The sequence below is a fragment of the Pseudomonas floridensis genome (assembly GCF_002087235.1).
GTDB classification, from domain to species: Bacteria; Pseudomonadota; Gammaproteobacteria; order Pseudomonadales; family Pseudomonadaceae; genus Aquipseudomonas; species Aquipseudomonas floridensis.
Genome location: NZ_MUIO01000065.1, coordinates 15,314 through 32,291, shown reverse-complemented (window position 1 = coordinate 32,291; position 16,978 = coordinate 15,314). Strand labels below are relative to the sequence as shown.

Below are 16,978 nucleotides of genomic sequence, written 5' to 3'. Positions count from 1 at the left end.
CTCGCTGGATTGATATGAGTATCCCCATGCGCTGCATGGGGATGTCTCTCAAAACGCTGCGCGTCTCGCTTCACCCGCCGACCTGTCAGCTGTCCAGCAAGGTTTTCAATACCTGCGCAAACTCTCGACTGCTCTGTTCTTCACCGGCATGTCGCCCTTCTCGTATCACCCAGCGTCCACCCACCGCGACATCGCGAATCTGCCGGTCACTGCCTGCAAACAGCCAGCGATTGAGAATGCCATCGCCAGATGCGGTGGCGAGGTAAGGATCGTTGCCGTCCAATACCAGCCAGTCCGCCCGCTTGCCTACTTCCAGAGCACCGATATCCTGACCCAGCGCCTGCGCACCGCCCGCGAGTGCAGCATCCATCAGCGTTCGGCCCACCCTTGGCTGATCGTCGCGATGCAACCGGTTACGGCGCTGATCACGCAGCCGCTGACCGTACTCCAGCCAGCGCAGCTCTTCGACCACACTGAGTGAAACGTGACTGTCGGAACCAATGCCCCAGCGCCCGCCCTGCGCGAGGTAATCCACCGCCGGGAAGATACCGTCGCCCAGATTCGCTTCAGTGGTCAGGCACAACCCGGCCACCGCGCCACTTTGCGCCATGAGCGTCACTTCGTCGGGCTGGGCATGGGTCGCGTGCACCAGACACCAGCGGTTATCCACAGGCGTATTCTCATACAGCCACTGCAACGGACGTCGACCGCTCCAGTTCAGGCAGTCATCGACTTCCTTCTGCTGCTCGGCAACATGGATATGCACTGGACACGCCGGATCACTGGCGGCCAGCACAGCGCTGATTTGCTCCGGCGTTACCGCGCGCAATGAGTGAAAACACAGACCCAGCCGCTGCGCCGTTTGGCCCGCCACAATCGGTTTCAGATGCGCCTGCAGGTCCAGATAACTGTCGGTGCTGTGGATAAACCGGCGCTGGCCTTCGTTGGGCGTCTGTCCGCCGAACCCCGAATGGCTGTAGAGCACCGGCAGCAGTGTCAGACCGATGCCGACCGAACTCGCCGCCTGACTGATTTGCCGCGCCAGTTCGGCGGGGTCGGCGTAAGGCTTGCCGGCGGTGTCGTGATGCACATAGTGAAACTCGGCGACGGAGGTATAGCCGCCCTTGAGCATCTCGATGTACAGCTGACGAGCGATGACGCCCAGTTGCTGCGGGTCGATGCGACCGACCAGACGGTACATGAGGTCGCGCCAGGTCCAGAAACTGTCATTGGGGTTGCCCGCCACTTCGGCCAGCCCGGCCATGGCGCGTTGAAAGGCGTGAGAGTGCAGATTGGGCATGCCAGGCAGCAACGGACCGTTGACGACTTCGGCGCCCTCTCGGTTCGCATTGGCCTGAATCCGCGTCAGCAGACCTTCCGGACTGACTTCCAGACGCACATCGCTGGCCCAGCCGTCAGGCAGTAACGCACGCTCGGCAAAGAAGGCTGACATTGACTTCGCACCTCATCACTGTAATTTGTATATACATATACAGACGTTTAGCCAGCCGGTAAACCTCCGGCAAACTTGCCGTACCACCGGTTAATGGTTAGCTTGAGCGCCTGAATCATCCCGACAACAAGGACTTCCACGTGCCGACGCCGCCCGCCTCTTCCTCCCTGGCAGCCCAGATGGGCGAAAGTCCCGCACCCTTGTACGCCCGCGTCAAACACATGATCGCCCTGCAGATTCAGAACGGCACCTGGCCGCCGCATCATCGCGTGCCTTCGGAAAGCGAACTGGTGACCCAGCTGGGTTTCAGCCGCATGACCATCAACCGCGCCCTGCGTGAACTGACGGCCGAAGGCCTGTTGGTGCGCATGCAAGGCGTCGGCACGTTCGTGGCCGAGCCCAAGAGCCAGTCGGCGCTGTTCGAAGTGCACAATATCGCCGACGAGATCGCCGCACGGGGCCATCGTCACTCCTGCAAGGTCATCGTCCTCAAGGAGGAAGCCGCCGGTTCCGAACGCGCCCTGGCGCTGGACATGCGCGAAGGTCAGCGCGTGTTCCATTCGCTGATCGTGCATTACGAGAACGACATCGCGGTCCAGATCGAAGACCGTTTCGTCAACGCACAGGTCGCTCCGGATTACCTCAAGCAGGACTTCACTCAGCAGACGCCCTACGCCTATCTGTCACAAGTCGCGCCGCTGACCGAGGGCGAGCACGTGGTGGAGGCGATTCTGGCCGAAGCCGACGAGTGCAGACTGCTGCAAATCGACGCCGGTGAACCGTGCCTGCTGATTCGCCGCCGCACCTGGTCAGGCCGTCAGCCGGTGACCGCGGCGCGCTTGATCCACCCCGGATCCCGTCATCGCCTGGAAGGACGCTTCACCAAATGATCGTAAGTAAAATCCTGCGTGCGGCCGATTACCCACGCATGCCGTGGAAGAACGGCGGCGGCAGCACCGAAGAAATCGCCCGTGATGCCGGTCAGGATCTGGACGGCTTCGGTTGGCGCCTGTCGATTGCCGACATCGAACAGTCGGGCGGTTTTTCGGTGTTCGCCGGTTATCAACGGATCATCACCGTGCTGCAAGGCAGCGGCATGACGTTGTCGGTGGACGGCATTCCCAGCCGTCAGTTGCTGCCCTCCGACCCGTTCGCCTTCAGCGGCGACAGCCATGTGGAATGCACGCTGCTCGACGGGCCGATCCGGGATTTCAATCTGATCTATGCTGCGCATCGGTACAGCGCGCGCCTGCAATGGATCGATGTCCTCCAGCCGCAAAGACTGTTCAGTTCGGCCACGACTTTCCTGCTGTTCAGCATGGCCGAACAGATCGCCCTCAGCGTCAACGACCAGCCTTGGGAAATCCTTGGCAGGCATGACTGCGCTCAGGTCGACAATGACTCTGCATCCGGGCTCATGGACATCGAGCTGCAGTCCTCAGGCGCCAGCCGTTGCTGCCTGATTGAGCTGAATGCCCTGGCCAATGAAGGTATCCTGACGGCCCAATAAAATCAGCGTTTCGTTCAAGGACGACCATGACTCAATTCCCCAACCAGGAAACACCCCGAGCCGTCGCCATCCTCGCCAGCTTTCTTGCCTCCGAATCGGCAGGCGGTATCGTATTGATGGTGGCCGCTCTGGCCGCATTGATCGTCGCCAATTCCCCGCTCAGTGCCGGTTACTTCTCGATTCTCCACAGTGTGTGGCTGGGCCTGTCGGTCGAACTGTGGATCAACGACGGCTTGATGGCGATCTTCTTCCTCATGGTCGGCCTGGAAATCAAACGCGAAGTGCTGGCCGGCGGCCTGGCGACCTGGGGCCAGCGCGCCCTGCCCGGTTTCGCGGCCGCTGGCGGGATGCTGGTTCCGGCGCTGATCTACATCGCCATCAACTGGGGCAACCCGCAGACCATGAGCGGCTGGGCCATTCCCGCCGCCACCGACATTGCGTTCGCGCTGGGCGTGCTGTCGCTGCTGGGCAGTCGGGTGCCGACGTCGCTGAAGGTGTTTCTGGCGGCCCTGGCGATTCTCGACGACCTGGGCGCGGTCACCATCATCGCGTTCTTCTACAGTTCAGGCCTGAACCTGCCCATGCTGGGGGCTGCCTTCGCAACGCTGGCGGTGCTGATCGTCATGAACCGCCTCAACGTCCGTCGCCTGCTGCCCTATTTGTTGCTGGGCGCTGTGTTGTGGTTCTTCGTGTTGCAGTCGGGCGTCCACGCCACGCTGGCCGGTGTGGCATTGGCGCTGTGCATCCCGATGGGCAAGCCTGAAGAGGAAGCGCGTTCGCCGTTGCTGTTTCTCGAAGAGAAGATGCATTACTGGGTCGCGTTCGCCGTGGTTCCGATCTTCGGCTTCGCCAACGCGGGCGTTTCGCTGTCGGGTATCTCGATGGAAAACCTTGTCGATCCGGTGCCGCTGGGTGTCGCGCTGGGGCTGTTCGTGGGCAAGCAGATCGGTGTGTTCCTCGCCGCCGTGCTGGCGATTCGTGCCGGGCTTGCGGTTTTGCCGCAAGGCAGTAACTGGGTGCAGTTGTATGGCGTGGCGATCCTGTGCGGCATCGGTTTCACCATGAGCCTGTTCATCGGCAACCTGGCGTTTCCGGGTCAGCAGCACCTGATCGACGAAGTCAAAGTCGGCGTACTGCTGGGTTCGGGCATCGCAGCGATCACCGGGATTCTCCTGTTGCGCAGCCGTTTCAGTCGGTCCTGAAAAAATATTTTCAAATCACTGCATCCAGATCGTGTTCTCGCGGGTAGTACAGATAGCAGCCACTTCGAGTTGCTGAGCGCGGTTAAACCATCTGGAGATTTCTGCATGAACGCAAAACGCTTGCTCTGCCTTGCAGGTAGTACCCTGGCTTTCACTTGCCTGTCGTCCGTCGCCCTGGCCCAGACCGATCTGCCTGAAAGCGTTCAGGTCCCGGCCGGTCACAAGATCAGCATGCAAACCACCGGGGTCGGCGAAATTACTTACGAGTGCCGCGCCAAAGCCAACATGCCCAACGAGATGGAATGGGCGTTCGTCGGGCCCAAGGCCGTGCTCAATGACAAGAGCGGCAAGCAGGTCGGTACCTATTACGGCCCGCCCGCCACCTGGGAAGCCAAAGACGGCTCGAAAGTGACCGGCACTCAGGTCGCCGTGGCGCCGTCGAGCGCAGGCAACCTGCCGTATCAATTGGTCAAGGCCAACCCTGCTGAAGGCAAAGGTGCCATGAGCGGCGTTGCGTACATTCAGCGTGTCGCCCTGAAAGGCGGCGTCGCACCGACCACCGCGTGCGCTGCCAGCAACAAGGGCGCCAAGGAAGTGGTCAAGTATCAGGCTGATTACGTGTTCTGGGCTGCCAACTGATCAAAGGCTGGCAATCGGGCATCGCGCAGTCAGTAAGCTATGCTGCTGCGCGGGTCCTCGTGATATCAACGGGGCAGTAGTCCACTGATGGCGGATCACCTTGTCCTCACACGAATCCCTCTTTGATTACGAAGCCACGCTGCATGCCTGCGCTCGCGGTGAGCGGCAGGCGCTGCATCGTCTTTATGAACAGGAAAGTGCGCGGCTGCTCGGTGTGGTCATGCGGCTGGTCCGTGACCGGGCACAAGCCGAAGACATTGTGCACGACGCGTTTCTGAAGATCTGGACGAACGCGGCAAGCTTCGATGCAACACGCGGTTCGGCACGCGGCTGGATGTTCAGCGTGACCCGCCATCTGGCGCTCAACAACCTGCGCAACACCGCTCGGGAAGTTCACATTGAGGATGACGGCAGCGAAGATCATCATGAGCCCGCGACGCTGGAAGGCTGGCAGGAAACCGACGACGCTTTCGATTGGCGCGTCAATCCGGGCCGCATCACGTCGTGCCTGGAGCAGCTTGAACCGGTGCGGCGCAATTGCGTGTTTCACGCGTATGTAGACGGCTATTCGCATCAGGAAATCGCGCAGAAAATCGGCGCGCCACTGGGTACGGTCAAAGCCTGGATCAAGCGCAGCCTGACGGCTTTGCGGGAGTGCATGGGATGACCCGACCTTCGGACGACAACATTCACGAGCTGGCGGGCGAGTACGTACTCGGCACACTGTCGGCGCAACAAAGGCTCGACGTGCAACGTCGCCTGCCTCACGAACCCGATCTGCAGGCGGCGATAGACGCCTGGGAACAACGCCTGTTGCCCCTGACCGGGCTGGCCGAACCCATCACACCCTCGCCCGGCCTTTGGGAGCGCATCGAGCGCAACCTGATGGACCGGACCACATCTGCAAAGCCGTCCGAACATGCGGTGCGCTGGTGGGACAACCTGGCAATCTGGCGTGGACTGGCCGGTGCAGGTCTTGCTGCTTCGCTGGTGCTGGGCATGACGCTGCTGACCCGTGACCCTGCGCCGCCGTCGTACGTGGTGGTGCTGGTCGGGCCGCAGGACAAGTCGCCGGGCTGGGTGGTCCAGGCCAGCAACCCGCAGGAAATCCAGTTGATCCCGCTGGGCGCATTCGAAGTCCCGGCCGACAAGGCACTGGAGTTCTGGACCAAAGGCGACGACTGGCAAGGCCCGGTGTCCCTCGGGCTGGTCAAGCCAGGGCAAAGCCTGCACATCCCGCTCGACAAACTGCCGCCGCTGCAACCCAACCAGCTATTCGAACTGACACTGGAAAAATCCACCGGCTCGCCCATTGGTAAACCGACCGGCCCCATTCAGTTCATCGGGCGGGCGGTGAAGGTGATTTAAGGTGCGTGGCTGAATGAACGCCCATCACACACGCGGGAATAATGAATCCGGGTTGTAAGCCTTTATGAGCGTGCATTCCTCCTGCACCAACGTGTTACCCACCGCCCCAAAACCGCGCAAAATTCCGTTTCAGTAACAACTCCGGCTATTGTCTTTATCCGCCTTTAAACATTCCACACGCCTTCGTACATCCCGAAACAAAGCCTTTCCGTGATTTTTCAAACGTGCTCAAGCAGCCATAAGCGAAGTTGGTCTTCAGATTGCATATGCTTGTATGTACAAGTAGAGACAGGTTAATCAAGCCTGCTCTGCGGACTGTATTGGAATGCCCTGCACGGGCCGGTTTGGAATGATCGCTGAGGAATTTTTTGTGACCGAGAATAATCAAGACCTGAAGCAGGACTGGACCCGCCATCGTGAAGGTGAGGTTCGTGCTGCACGCGGTACTCAACTGACGGCCAAGAGCTGGCTGACTGAAGCGCCGCTGCGCATGTTGATGAACAACCTGGACCCGGAAGTGGCCGAGAACCCCAATGAACTGGTGGTGTACGGCGGCATCGGGCGGGCGGCGCGCAATTGGGAGTGCTACGACAAGATCGTCGAAAGCCTCACGCACCTGAATGACGACGAGACGCTGCTCGTGCAGTCCGGCAAGCCGGTCGGCGTGTTCAAGACCCACAGCAATGCGCCACGCGTGCTGATCGCCAACTCCAACCTGGTGCCGCACTGGGCGAGCTGGGAACATTTCAACGAACTCGACGCCAAGGGCCTGGCAATGTACGGCCAGATGACCGCAGGCAGCTGGATCTACATCGGCAGCCAAGGCATTGTGCAGGGCACTTACGAAACCTTCGTCGAGGCCGGTCGCCAGCATTACGACGGCAACCTCAAAGGCCGCTGGGTGCTGACCGCAGGTCTGGGCGGCATGGGCGGCGCACAACCGCTGGCCGCGACACTGGCCGGGGCCTGCTCGCTGAATATCGAATGCCAGCAGAGCCGCATCGATTTCCGCATCAAGACCCGCTACGTCGATGAACAGGCCAGCGATCTGGATGACGCACTGGCGCGTATCGCCAGGTACACCGCCGAAGGCAAGGCGATCTCCATCGCCCTGTGCGGCAACGCGGCCGAGATCCTGCCGGAAATGGTCCGTCGCGGTGTGCGTCCGGACATGGTCACAGATCAGACCAGCGCCCACGACCCGCTCAATGGCTACCTGCCAAAAGGCTGGAGCTGGGACGAGTACCGCGCCCGCTCGGTGAGCGAACCGGCCAATGTGGTCAAGGCCGCCAAGCAGTCGATGGCCGAACACGTCGAAGCCATGCTGGCCTTCCAGAAAGCCGGTATCCCGACCTTCGACTACGGCAATAACATCCGTCAGATGGCCAAGGAAGTAGGCGTTAGCAATGCCTTCGATTTTCCGGGCTTCGTACCGGCCTACATCCGCCCGCTGTTCTGCCGTGGCATTGGCCCGTTCCGCTGGGCCGCGCTGTCGGGCGACCCGCAGGACATCTACAAGACCGACGCCAAGGTCAAGGAGCTGATCCCGGACGACGAGCACCTGCACAACTGGCTGGACATGGCCCGCGAGCGCATCAGCTTTCAGGGTCTGCCCGCCCGCATCTGCTGGGTCGGTCTGGGTCAGCGCGCCAGACTCGGTCTGGCCTTCAACGAGATGGTGCGCAGCGGCGAGCTGTCGGCCCCGGTCGTGATCGGCCGCGACCATCTGGATTCCGGCTCGGTCGCCAGCCCCAACCGCGAAACCGAATCCATGCGCGATGGCTCGGACGCGGTGTCCGACTGGCCGCTGCTCAACGCCCTGCTCAACACCGCCAGCGGCGCGACCTGGGTGTCGCTGCACCACGGTGGCGGCGTGGGCATGGGCTTTTCGCAGCACTCGGGCATGGTGATCGTCTGCGACGGCACCGACGAAGCCGCCGCACGCATCGCCCGTGTGCTGCATAACGACCCGGCCACCGGCGTCATGCGCCACGCGGACGCGGGTTACGACATTGCTATCGAATGTGCCAAAGAGCAGGGCTTGAACCTGCCGATGATCGGACGTTAAAGGCGATGTCGGTCGTCAGGCCGACACACCTCGGGGACGGCGTGAAAACGCCCAAAGGCCGGATGCCTGTTTTGATGAAGCTGCCACCATCCCTTTCAGGCGTAGGAGCATCGACAATGAATATGAAAAAGTCCCTGTTGACCACTCTGGTATCCGCTGGCTTGTTGGCCGGCGCAGGAGCGAGTCAGGCCGCCAGCTGGTGTGAATCGGGCAAGCCGGTGAAATTCGCAGGCCTGAACTGGGAAAGCGCGATGCTGCTGACCGACATCCTGCAGGTTGTGCTGGACAAGGGTTATGGCTGCACCGTGGATGCGTTGCCCGGCAACTCCATTGCCATGGAGAACGCGCTGAGCACCAATGACATTCAGATTTTCGCCGAAGAATGGGTCGGACGAAGCGAAGTCTGGAACAAGGCAGCCGCAGCTGGAAAAGTGGTCGGTGTCGGTGCCCCGGTGGTCGGCGCAGTCGAAGGCTGGTACGTGCCGCGCTATGTGATCGAAGGCGATGCCAAGCGCAAGCTGGAAGCCAAAGCGCCGAACCTGAAGTCGATCAGCGATCTGGCGCAATATTCGGCCGTGTTCAAGGATCAGGAAGAACCGGGCAAGGGCCGTTTCTACAACTGCCCGGCCGGCTGGACCTGCGAACTCGAAAACAGCGAAATGCTCAAGACCTATGGCCTGGAGGACAAGTACACCAACTTCCGTCCGGGCACAGGGCCCGCGCTGGACGCGGCTATTCTGTCCAGCTACAAGCGCGGCGAGCCGATCCTGACGTATTACTGGTCGCCAACGCCGTTGATGGGCCAGGTCGACCTGGTGCGTCTGGAAGAGAAAGCCGGGGTGAACAAGACGATCGATATCAAGGTCGGCGTGTCCAAAGTGTTCCACGATCAGGCGCCTGAGCTGGTTGCCGTGCTGGAGAAGGTCAATCTGCCGATCGACCTGCTCAACCAGAACCTGGGGCGCATGGCCAAGGAGCGGATCGAATCGCCGAAACTTGCCCGGATCTTTCTGAAAGAACACCCGGAAGTCTGGCATCAGTGGGTCAGTGAAGACGCCGCGAAAAAGGTGGACGCCTCGCTGTAAACGACCGGGCAGCCGGTCCAGATCGTCGGCTGCCCTGCCGTTGACCCGATACACCTTATTTGAGAGCCGCTTATGTTTCCTGAAAGCTTCACTTTCTCGATCGCCAACTGGGTCAACGACGGTGTCGACTCGCTGGTGACCCAGTACGGCGATGTGTTCCGGCACATCTCCGACACCCTGCTGTGGGCCATCGTCAATCTGGAAGGCCTGCTGCGCATGGCGCCGTGGTGGCTGATGCTGCTGATCGTTGGCGGCATCGCCTGGCACGCCACACGCAAGATCGTCACCACCGTGGTAATCGTCGGCCTGCTGTTTCTGGTCGGGGCGGTCGGGTTGTGGGACAAGCTGATGCAGACATTGGCGCTGATGCTGGTTGCCACGATCATTGCCGTGCTGATCGGCATTCCTCTGGGCATTCTTTCGGCGCGCAGCAATCGCCTGCGTTCAGTGCTGATGCCGCTGCTGGACATCATGCAGACCATGCCCAGCTTCGTTTACCTGATTCCGGTGCTGATGCTGTTCGGCCTGGGCAAGGTCCCGGCGATCTTCGCCACGGTGATCTACGCCGCGCCGCCGCTGATCCGCCTGACCGACCTGGGCATTCGTCAGGTCGATGGCGAGGTCATGGAAGCCATCAATGCCTTCGGCGCCAACCGCTGGCAACAGCTGTTCGGCGTGCAACTGCCCCTGGCGATGCCAAGCATCATGGCCGGGATCAACCAGACCACCATGATGGCGCTGTCGATGGTGGTGATTGCCTCGATGATTGGCGCTCGTGGTCTGGGCGAGGACGTACTGGTCGGCATCCAGACGCTCAATGTCGGACGCGGGCTGGAAGCAGGTCTGGCCATCGTCATTCTGGCGGTCGTGATCGATCGCATCACGCAGGCCTATGGCCGCCCACGGCATGAGGCGCACAAATGATGAGCGCGGAACCGAACAAGATCGTCGTCAAGAACGTGTACAAGATTTTCGGCAACCGGGAAAAGGAAGCGTTGGCCCTGGTCCGGCAGAACCACAGCAAGGATCAGGTCCTGGCGCAAACCGGTTGCGTGGTCGGCGTGAACGACCTGTCGCTGTCCATCGGCAGCGGCGAGATTTTCGTCATCATGGGCCTGTCAGGCTCAGGCAAATCGACGCTGGTGCGGCACTTCAACCGGCTGATCGATCCTACCAGCGGCGAGATTCTGGTCGATGGCGAAGACATCCTGCGCTACGACATGGAAGCGCTGCGCCAGTTTCGACGGCACAAGATCAGCATGGTGTTCCAGAGCTTCGGCCTGCTGCCGCACAAGACCGTACTGGCCAACGTCGCCTACGGCCTGAAAGTGCGCGGCGAAACCCAGGCGCTGTGCGATGAGCGTGCCCGGCACTGGGTCAATACCGTCGGCCTGAGTGGCTATGAAAACAAATACCCGCACCAGCTCTCCGGTGGCATGCGCCAGCGCGTCGGTCTGGCTCGTGCGCTAGCGGCCGACACCGACATCATCCTGATGGACGAGGCCTTCAGCGCGCTCGACCCTTTGATTCGCGCTGAGATGCAGGACCAGTTGCTGGAGCTGCAGGCCAGCCTGCACAAGACCATCGTGTTCATCACCCACGATCTGGACGAAGCCGTGCGCATCGGCAACCGGATCGCGATTCTCAAGGACGGACGGCTGATCCAGGTCGGCACCCCGAAAGAAATTCTTCACACGCCTGCCGACGATTATGTGGATCGTTTCGTTCAGCGGCGCGTGGCCACCCTTTAAGGACTGTCGCAGATGTCGCGAGCAGAACAGATCGTCATCGGTGATGCCCCGGCGCGCTGGCAGGACGTGGTCGCCGTTGCCCGGCACGGCGCGCAATTGCTGCTGTCGGACGCCGCGTGGTCACGGATCGACAACGCTCAGGACATCGTCCAGCGGATCGTCACCAGCGGCGAACGCGCCTATGGCGTGAATACCGGGCTGGGCGCGCTGTGCAACGTTTCGCTGGAAGGCGAACAGCTCAGCCGTCTGTCGCGCAATACCCTGCTCAGCCACGCTTGTGGTGTCGGCGCGCCGCTGGCCGACGAACAGACGCGGGCCATCATCTGCGCCGCCGTGCTCAATTACAGTCAGGGCAAATCCGGGATTCATCGGCAGGTGGTCGAAGCGCTGCTGGCCCTGCTCAATCATGGCATCACACCGCATGTCCCGGCCCAGGGTTCGGTGGGTTACCTGACCCACATGGCCCATGTCGGCGTCGCGCTGCTGGGCATCGGACAGGTCAGCTATCGCGGACAGATCATGCCTGCGCAGCAGGCCCTGAGCGAAGAAGGCTTGAGCCCGGTGGTTCTCGGTGCCAAGGACGGGCTGTGCCTGGTCAACGGCACGCCGTGCATGACCGGCCTGAGCTGCCTGGCCATTGCCGATGCCGTGCGCCTGACCCAATGGGCCGACGTAATCGGTGCCATGACCTTCGAAGCCCTGCGTGGTCAACTGGACGCGTTCGACGAAACCATTCTCGCCCTCAAGCCGCATCCGGGTATGCAGTCGGTCGGCGCCAACCTGCGCAGCCTGCTGGCAGACAGCGAAGTGCTCGCCAGCAGTCAGGGCATTCGCACTCAGGACGCACTGAGCATCCGCTCGATACCCCAGGTGCATGGCGCGACACGCGACCAGTTGGCGCATGCGATCAGTCAAATCGAGACCGAACTGAACGCCGTCACCGACAACCCCATACTGCTGGGCACGCCTGACGCTTATCGCGTGGTCTCACAGGCCAATCCGCACGGTCAATCGGTGGCAATGGCCGCCGACCTGTTGTGCATGGCCGTCGCCGAACTGGGCTCGATTGCCGAGCGTCGCCTGGATCGCCTGATCAACCCGCTGGTCAGCGGCCTGCCGGCTTTTCTGGTGAGTCAGCCGGGCGTCAACTCGGGAATGATGATCGTCCAGTACGTCGCCGCCTCGCTGTGCGCGGAAAATCGCCAGATGGCGCAGCCTGCGGTTGTGGATAACTACGTCACCTCCGGCCTGCAGGAAGACCATTTGAGCCTGGGCACCAGCGCCGCATTGAAGCTGCACAAGGTGCTGGGCAATGTGAATCAGATTCTGGCCATCGAGTATTTGCTGGCAGCGCAGGCGTTCGAGTTTCTCAAGACCCAGCGTTTCGGCGCCGGGACGAACATCGCCTGGCAACTGTTGCGCGAGCGCGTTCCGGCCTACGACGAAGACCGCTGGCTGGCACCGGACATCGCCAGCTGCGCGGCATTGATCAACGAACCACAAGCGCTGGAAAGGGTTTTCCAGCACTGCCGCGAACATACGGCAATCCAATAAAAAGCGGTCAAGGCCCGGCGTTACCCACGCTGGGCCGACGGCGGCGCGCTCAGGAAGCGTGCACGCCCGACATCAATCAAGGAGTAGCTGCATCGTGACCACCTCATCTGCCAAAACCTTCAACCTGATCCCTGGCCAGTTGACCCTGGCGCAATTGCGCGCCCTCTATCAGCAGCCTGTGAACCTGACGCTCGATGCCAGCGCCGACCAGCAGATCGACGACAGCGTGGCCTGCGTCGAGCGCATTCTGGCCGAGAACCGTACCGCGTACGGCATCAACACCGGTTTCGGTCTGCTGGCGTCGACACGCATCGCCAGCGAAGACCTGGAAAACCTGCAACGCTCGCTGGTGTTGTCCCACGCGGCGGGTGTCGGTCAGCCAATCAGCGATGAACTGGTGCGGGTCATCATGGTGCTCAAGGTCAACAGCCTGAGCCGCGGCTTCTCGGGGATTCGGCGGGTGGTCATCGACGCGCTGATCGCGCTGATCAATGCCGAGGTCTATCCGCACATCCCGCTCAAGGGTTCGGTGGGCGCGTCCGGCGACCTCGCGCCGCTGGCGCACATGTCGCTGGTGCTGCTGGGGGAAGGCAAGGCGCGCTACAAGGGTGAATGGCTCAATGCAGTCGATGCCCTGAAAGTCGCAGGACTGACGCCGCTGACGCTGGCAGCCAAGGAAGGACTGGCGCTGCTCAATGGCACCCAGGTCTCGACCGCCTACGCGCTGCGTGGTCTGTTCGAAGGCGAGGACCTGTTTGCCGCCGCCCTGAGCTGCGGCGCGCTGACGGTCGAAGCGGTGCTGGGTTCGCGCTCGCCGTTCGATGCACGCATTCATGCGGCTCGGGGCCAGCGCGGGCAGATCGATGCCGCCGCCTGCTACCGCGATCTGTTGGGCGAAAGCAGCGAAGTGTCCGAATCACATCGCAATTGCGACAAGGTTCAGGACCCTTACTCGCTGCGCTGCCAGCCACAGGTCATGGGCGCGTGCCTGACTCAGTTGCGTCAGGCTGCCGAGGTGCTGGAAATCGAGGCCAACGCCGTGTCCGACAACCCGCTGGTGTTCGCCGCCGAAAACGACGTGATCTCCGGCGGCAACTTCCACGCCGAGCCGGTCGCGATGGCCGCGGACAACCTGGCACTGGCCATCGCCGAGATCGGTTCGCTCAGCGAGCGACGCATTTCGCTGATGATGGACAAGCACATGTCGCAGTTGCCGCCGTTCCTGGTGGCCAATGGCGGGGTCAATTCCGGCTTCATGATCGCTCAGGTCACAGCCGCCGCCCTGGCCAGTGAAAACAAGGCGCTGGCCCACCCGCACAGCGTCGACAGCCTGCCGACATCCGCCAACCAGGAAGACCATGTGTCGATGGCACCCGCCGCTGGCAAGCGGTTATGGGAAATGGCAGAAAACGTTCGCGGGATTCTTGCCGTAGAATGGCTGGCTGCGTGTCAGGGTCTGGACCTGCGAAACGGCCTGAAAACCTCTCCGAAACTGGAGCAAGCCCGTGCCCTGCTGCGCAGTAAGGTTCCGTCCTACGACAAGGACCGCTTTTTCGCACCGGACATCGAAGCTGCCAGTCAGCTGTTGTCCTCCACTTGCCTGAACCCGTTGGTTCCTGCACGTCTGCTACCGAGTCTGTGATGCACCGCGAGCCTGGCAGGGCTCGCCATGGTCAATCGCTGCGGGAAGCCGGATGCAGGTGTTCTCGCGGCTATTGCCATACCAGTAATGAAATGGACCTGAAATGACGTCACAAGATGGTTTGAAACGCGGGTTATCCGTCCGCCACATTCGCTTCATGGCCTTGGGCTCTGCCATCGGCACAGGGTTGTTCTACGGCTCGGCTTCGGCGATTCAACAGGCTGGCCCCGCTGTTTTGCTGGCCTACCTGATCGGCGGTGCGGCGGTGTTCATGGTCATGCGCGCCCTGGGCGAAATGGCTGTGCATGACCCGGTATCCGGCTCGTTCAGCCATTACGCCACGCGCTACCTCGGCCCACTGGCAGGTTTCGTACTGGGCTGGACCTATGCGTTCGAGATGATCATCGTCTGCTTGGCCGATGTCACGGCGTTCGGCATCTACATGGGCTTCTGGTTTCCGGAAGTGCCGCGCTGGATCTGGGTACTGGGCATCGTGTTCTTGATCGGCGCGCTGAACCTGTGCAACGTCAAAGTCTTTGGCGAAACCGAATTCTGGCTGTCGCTGCTCAAGGTCGGCGCGATCATCGCCATGATTCTGGCAGGCTTCGGCATCATGCTGTTCGGCATCGGCAACTCCACCAGCGGCACCGAGATCGGCATCAGTAACCTGTGGGCCCACGGCGGCTTCATGCCCAATGGTGTCACCGGGCTGATCGCCTCGTTTGCGGTGGTGATGTTCGCCTTTGGCGGTATCGAGATCATCGGCATTACCGCCGGTGAAGCCAAGGACCCGCAACGCACTTTGCCTCGTGCGATCAATGCGGTGCCGCTGCGCATTCTGCTGTTCTACGTGCTGACGCTGTTCGTGCTGATGTCCATCTACCCGTGGCCGCAGATCGGCACTCAAGGCAGTCCGTTCGTGCAGATTTTCGACAATCTGGGCATCGCCTCGGCCGCGACCATTCTCAACATCGTGGTGATTTCCGCCGCCGTGTCGGCGATCAACAGCGACATCTTCGGCGCAGGCCGCATGATGTATGGCCTGGCCCGCGACGGTCAGGCTCCGGCCAGCTTTGCGCGCCTGTCGCGTCAGGGCGTGCCGTGGATGACTGTGCTGGTGATGGGCGTGACTCTGCTGGGCGGCGTGCTGCTCAACTACCTGATCCCGAAAAACGTGTTCCTGCTGATCGCTTCGCTGGCCACCTTCGCCACCGTCTGGGTCTGGCTGATGATTCTGCTGACCCAGGTCGCGATGCGCCGCGCCATGAGCCGCGAAGAAGCCGACCAACTGAAATTCCCGGTGCCGTTCTGGCCCTATGCGCCAGCTGCCGCCATCGTCTTCATGCTGTTCATCTTCGGCGTTCTGGGGTATTTCCCGGACAACCGTGCGGCACTGATCGTCGGCGCGGTCTGGATCGTGCTGCTGGTCATCGCCTACCGTCTATGGGTCAAACCCAAGTCGCTCAACCCTGTCCCTTAGCCTGAGGAGGCCCGGATGAAAACGCTCTGGAAGAACTGTCACATCGCAACCATGGCGCACGGCAAGTACTCGATCATCGAGGATGCCGCCATCGTGACTTCCGGAGCACTCATCGAATGGATCGGGCCTCGCGCGCAATGGATCGAAACGGACGGCGACAGTTGCGTCGACCTGGGCGGTGCGTGGGTCACGCCCGGCCTGATCGACTGCCACACCCACGCCGTGTTTGGCGGCAACCGCAGCAGCGAATTCGAGCAGCGGCTGCAAGGCGTGAGCTACGCGGACATCGCAGCCGCCGGCGGCGGCATCGCCAGCACCGTGCGTGCTACGCGTGCCGCGAGCGAAGACGAGCTGTACATCAGCGCTGAACGCCGGTTGCGGCACCTGCTCAAGGATGGTGTGACGACGATCGAGATGAAGTCCGGTTACGGGCTGGATCTGGAGAACGAGCGCAAGTTGTTGCGGGTGATCCGGCGTCTCGGCAATACCCAGCCAGTCACCGTGCGCAGTACCTGTCTGGCCGCCCACGCACTGCCGCCTGAATATGCCGATCGCGCCGACGACTACATCGCCCACATCTGCAACGAGATGCTTCCGGCACTGGCGGCCGAAGGGCTGGTGGATGCGGTGGACGCGTTCTGTGAATACCTGGCGTTTTCCCCGGCGCAGGTCGAGCAGGTGTTCATCACCGCAGGCCAGCTCGGGCTGCCGGTGAAACTGCACGCCGAACAGCTGTCATCGCTGGGCGGTTCAAGCCTGGCGGCGCGCTACAAGGCTCTGTCGGCGGACCATCTGGAGTTCATGACCGAAGACGACGTCATCGCGATGGCGGCAGCAGGTACGGTTGCGGTGCTGTTGCCGGGCGCTTATTACTTCCTGCGCGAGACGCAGTTGCCGCCGATGGACGCGCTCCGCAGACACGGCGTACCCATCGCGATTTCCACCGACCTGAACCCCGGCACCTCGCCCGGCCTGTCACTGCGCCTGATGCTCAACATGGCCTGCACGCTGTTTCGCATGACGCCCGAGGAGGCACTGGCGGGCGTTACGCTCAATGCCGCCAAGGCGTTGGGCATGAGCGATACCCACGGTTCACTGGAAGTTGGCAAGACGGCGGACTTCGTGGCCTGGAACATTGAACGACCTGCCGATCTGGCGTACTGGCTGGGCGGCGATCTGGACAAGCGCATCGTGCGCCATGGCGTCGAATCACTGGTTTAAAGGAG

General features: G+C 61.7%; 15 protein-coding genes. 14 read left to right on the top strand and 1 reads right to left on the bottom strand.

What is annotated here, in order from left to right:
* Window positions 1-85: 85 nt before the first annotated feature.
* Entirely contained in the window at window positions 86-1,453 is a 1,368-nt protein-coding gene (locus BZK31_RS16340; RefSeq protein ID WP_083183994.1) for a formimidoylglutamate deiminase, read from the bottom strand.
* Window positions 1,454-1,632: 179 nt separating this feature from the next.
* Between BZK31_RS16340 and hutC the strand changes: the two genes are divergently transcribed.
* From hutC to hutI, 14 genes are all read left to right on the top strand, one after another.
* On the top strand, window positions 1,633-2,343 hold the full coding sequence (gene hutC, locus BZK31_RS16335) for a histidine utilization repressor (RefSeq protein ID WP_208617208.1): 711 nt from the start codon (window positions 1,633-1,635) through the stop codon (window positions 2,341-2,343).
* The gene (locus BZK31_RS16330; protein WP_083183992.1) at window positions 2,340-2,963 is read left to right on the top strand and encodes a HutD/Ves family protein; all 624 of its coding nucleotides are present in this window, start codon (window positions 2,340-2,342) and stop codon (window positions 2,961-2,963) included. The genes hutC and BZK31_RS16330 overlap by 4 nt, the downstream gene beginning before the upstream one ends.
* 26 nt (window positions 2,964-2,989) lie before the next feature.
* The gene (nhaA, locus tag BZK31_RS16325; RefSeq protein ID WP_083183991.1) at window positions 2,990-4,165 is read left to right on the top strand and encodes a Na+/H+ antiporter NhaA; all 1,176 of its coding nucleotides are present in this window, start codon (window positions 2,990-2,992) and stop codon (window positions 4,163-4,165) included.
* 105 nt (window positions 4,166-4,270) lie between these two features.
* Complete coding sequence (locus BZK31_RS16320; protein ID WP_083183990.1) at window positions 4,271-4,804, top strand: DUF3455 domain-containing protein; 534 nt, start codon at window positions 4,271-4,273, stop codon at window positions 4,802-4,804.
* A gap of 100 nt (window positions 4,805-4,904) precedes the next feature.
* Window positions 4,905-5,471 (top strand): sigma-70 family RNA polymerase sigma factor, encoded by a 567-nt coding sequence (locus tag BZK31_RS16315; RefSeq protein ID WP_083183989.1) that lies wholly within the window; start codon window positions 4,905-4,907, stop codon window positions 5,469-5,471.
* Window positions 5,468-6,172: an anti-sigma factor gene (locus BZK31_RS16310; protein WP_083183988.1), complete on the top strand. Its 705-nt coding sequence runs from the start codon at window positions 5,468-5,470 to the stop codon at window positions 6,170-6,172. The genes BZK31_RS16315 and BZK31_RS16310 overlap by 4 nt, the downstream gene beginning before the upstream one ends.
* A gap of 349 nt (window positions 6,173-6,521) precedes the next feature.
* Entirely contained in the window at window positions 6,522-8,240 is a 1,719-nt protein-coding gene (gene hutU, locus BZK31_RS16305; RefSeq protein ID WP_167377999.1) for a urocanate hydratase, read from the top strand.
* A 116-nt stretch (window positions 8,241-8,356) separates the two neighbouring features.
* Window positions 8,357-9,325, top strand: a complete 969-nt coding sequence (locus tag BZK31_RS16300; RefSeq protein ID WP_083183987.1) for an ABC transporter substrate-binding protein — start codon at window positions 8,357-8,359, stop codon at window positions 9,323-9,325.
* A gap of 72 nt (window positions 9,326-9,397) precedes the next feature.
* Window positions 9,398-10,249 (top strand): ABC transporter permease, encoded by an 852-nt coding sequence (locus tag BZK31_RS16295; protein ID WP_083183986.1) that lies wholly within the window; start codon window positions 9,398-9,400, stop codon window positions 10,247-10,249.
* The gene (locus BZK31_RS16290; RefSeq protein ID WP_083183985.1) at window positions 10,246-11,076 is read left to right on the top strand and encodes a quaternary amine ABC transporter ATP-binding protein; all 831 of its coding nucleotides are present in this window, start codon (window positions 10,246-10,248) and stop codon (window positions 11,074-11,076) included. Before BZK31_RS16295 ends, BZK31_RS16290 begins: the two co-directional genes overlap by 4 nt.
* Window positions 11,077-11,088: 12 nt before the next feature.
* The gene (locus BZK31_RS16285; RefSeq protein ID WP_083183984.1) at window positions 11,089-12,630 is read left to right on the top strand and encodes an HAL/PAL/TAL family ammonia-lyase; all 1,542 of its coding nucleotides are present in this window, start codon (window positions 11,089-11,091) and stop codon (window positions 12,628-12,630) included.
* 94 nt (window positions 12,631-12,724) lie between these two features.
* Entirely contained in the window at window positions 12,725-14,272 is a 1,548-nt protein-coding gene (gene hutH, locus BZK31_RS16280; RefSeq protein ID WP_083183983.1) for a histidine ammonia-lyase, read from the top strand.
* A gap of 103 nt (window positions 14,273-14,375) precedes the next feature.
* On the top strand, window positions 14,376-15,752 hold the full coding sequence (locus tag BZK31_RS16275) for an amino acid permease (RefSeq protein WP_083183982.1): 1,377 nt from the start codon (window positions 14,376-14,378) through the stop codon (window positions 15,750-15,752).
* 15 nt (window positions 15,753-15,767) lie between these two features.
* Window positions 15,768-16,973: an imidazolonepropionase gene (gene hutI / locus BZK31_RS16270; protein ID WP_083183981.1), complete on the top strand. Its 1,206-nt coding sequence runs from the start codon at window positions 15,768-15,770 to the stop codon at window positions 16,971-16,973.
* Window positions 16,974-16,978 lie beyond the last annotated feature (5 nt).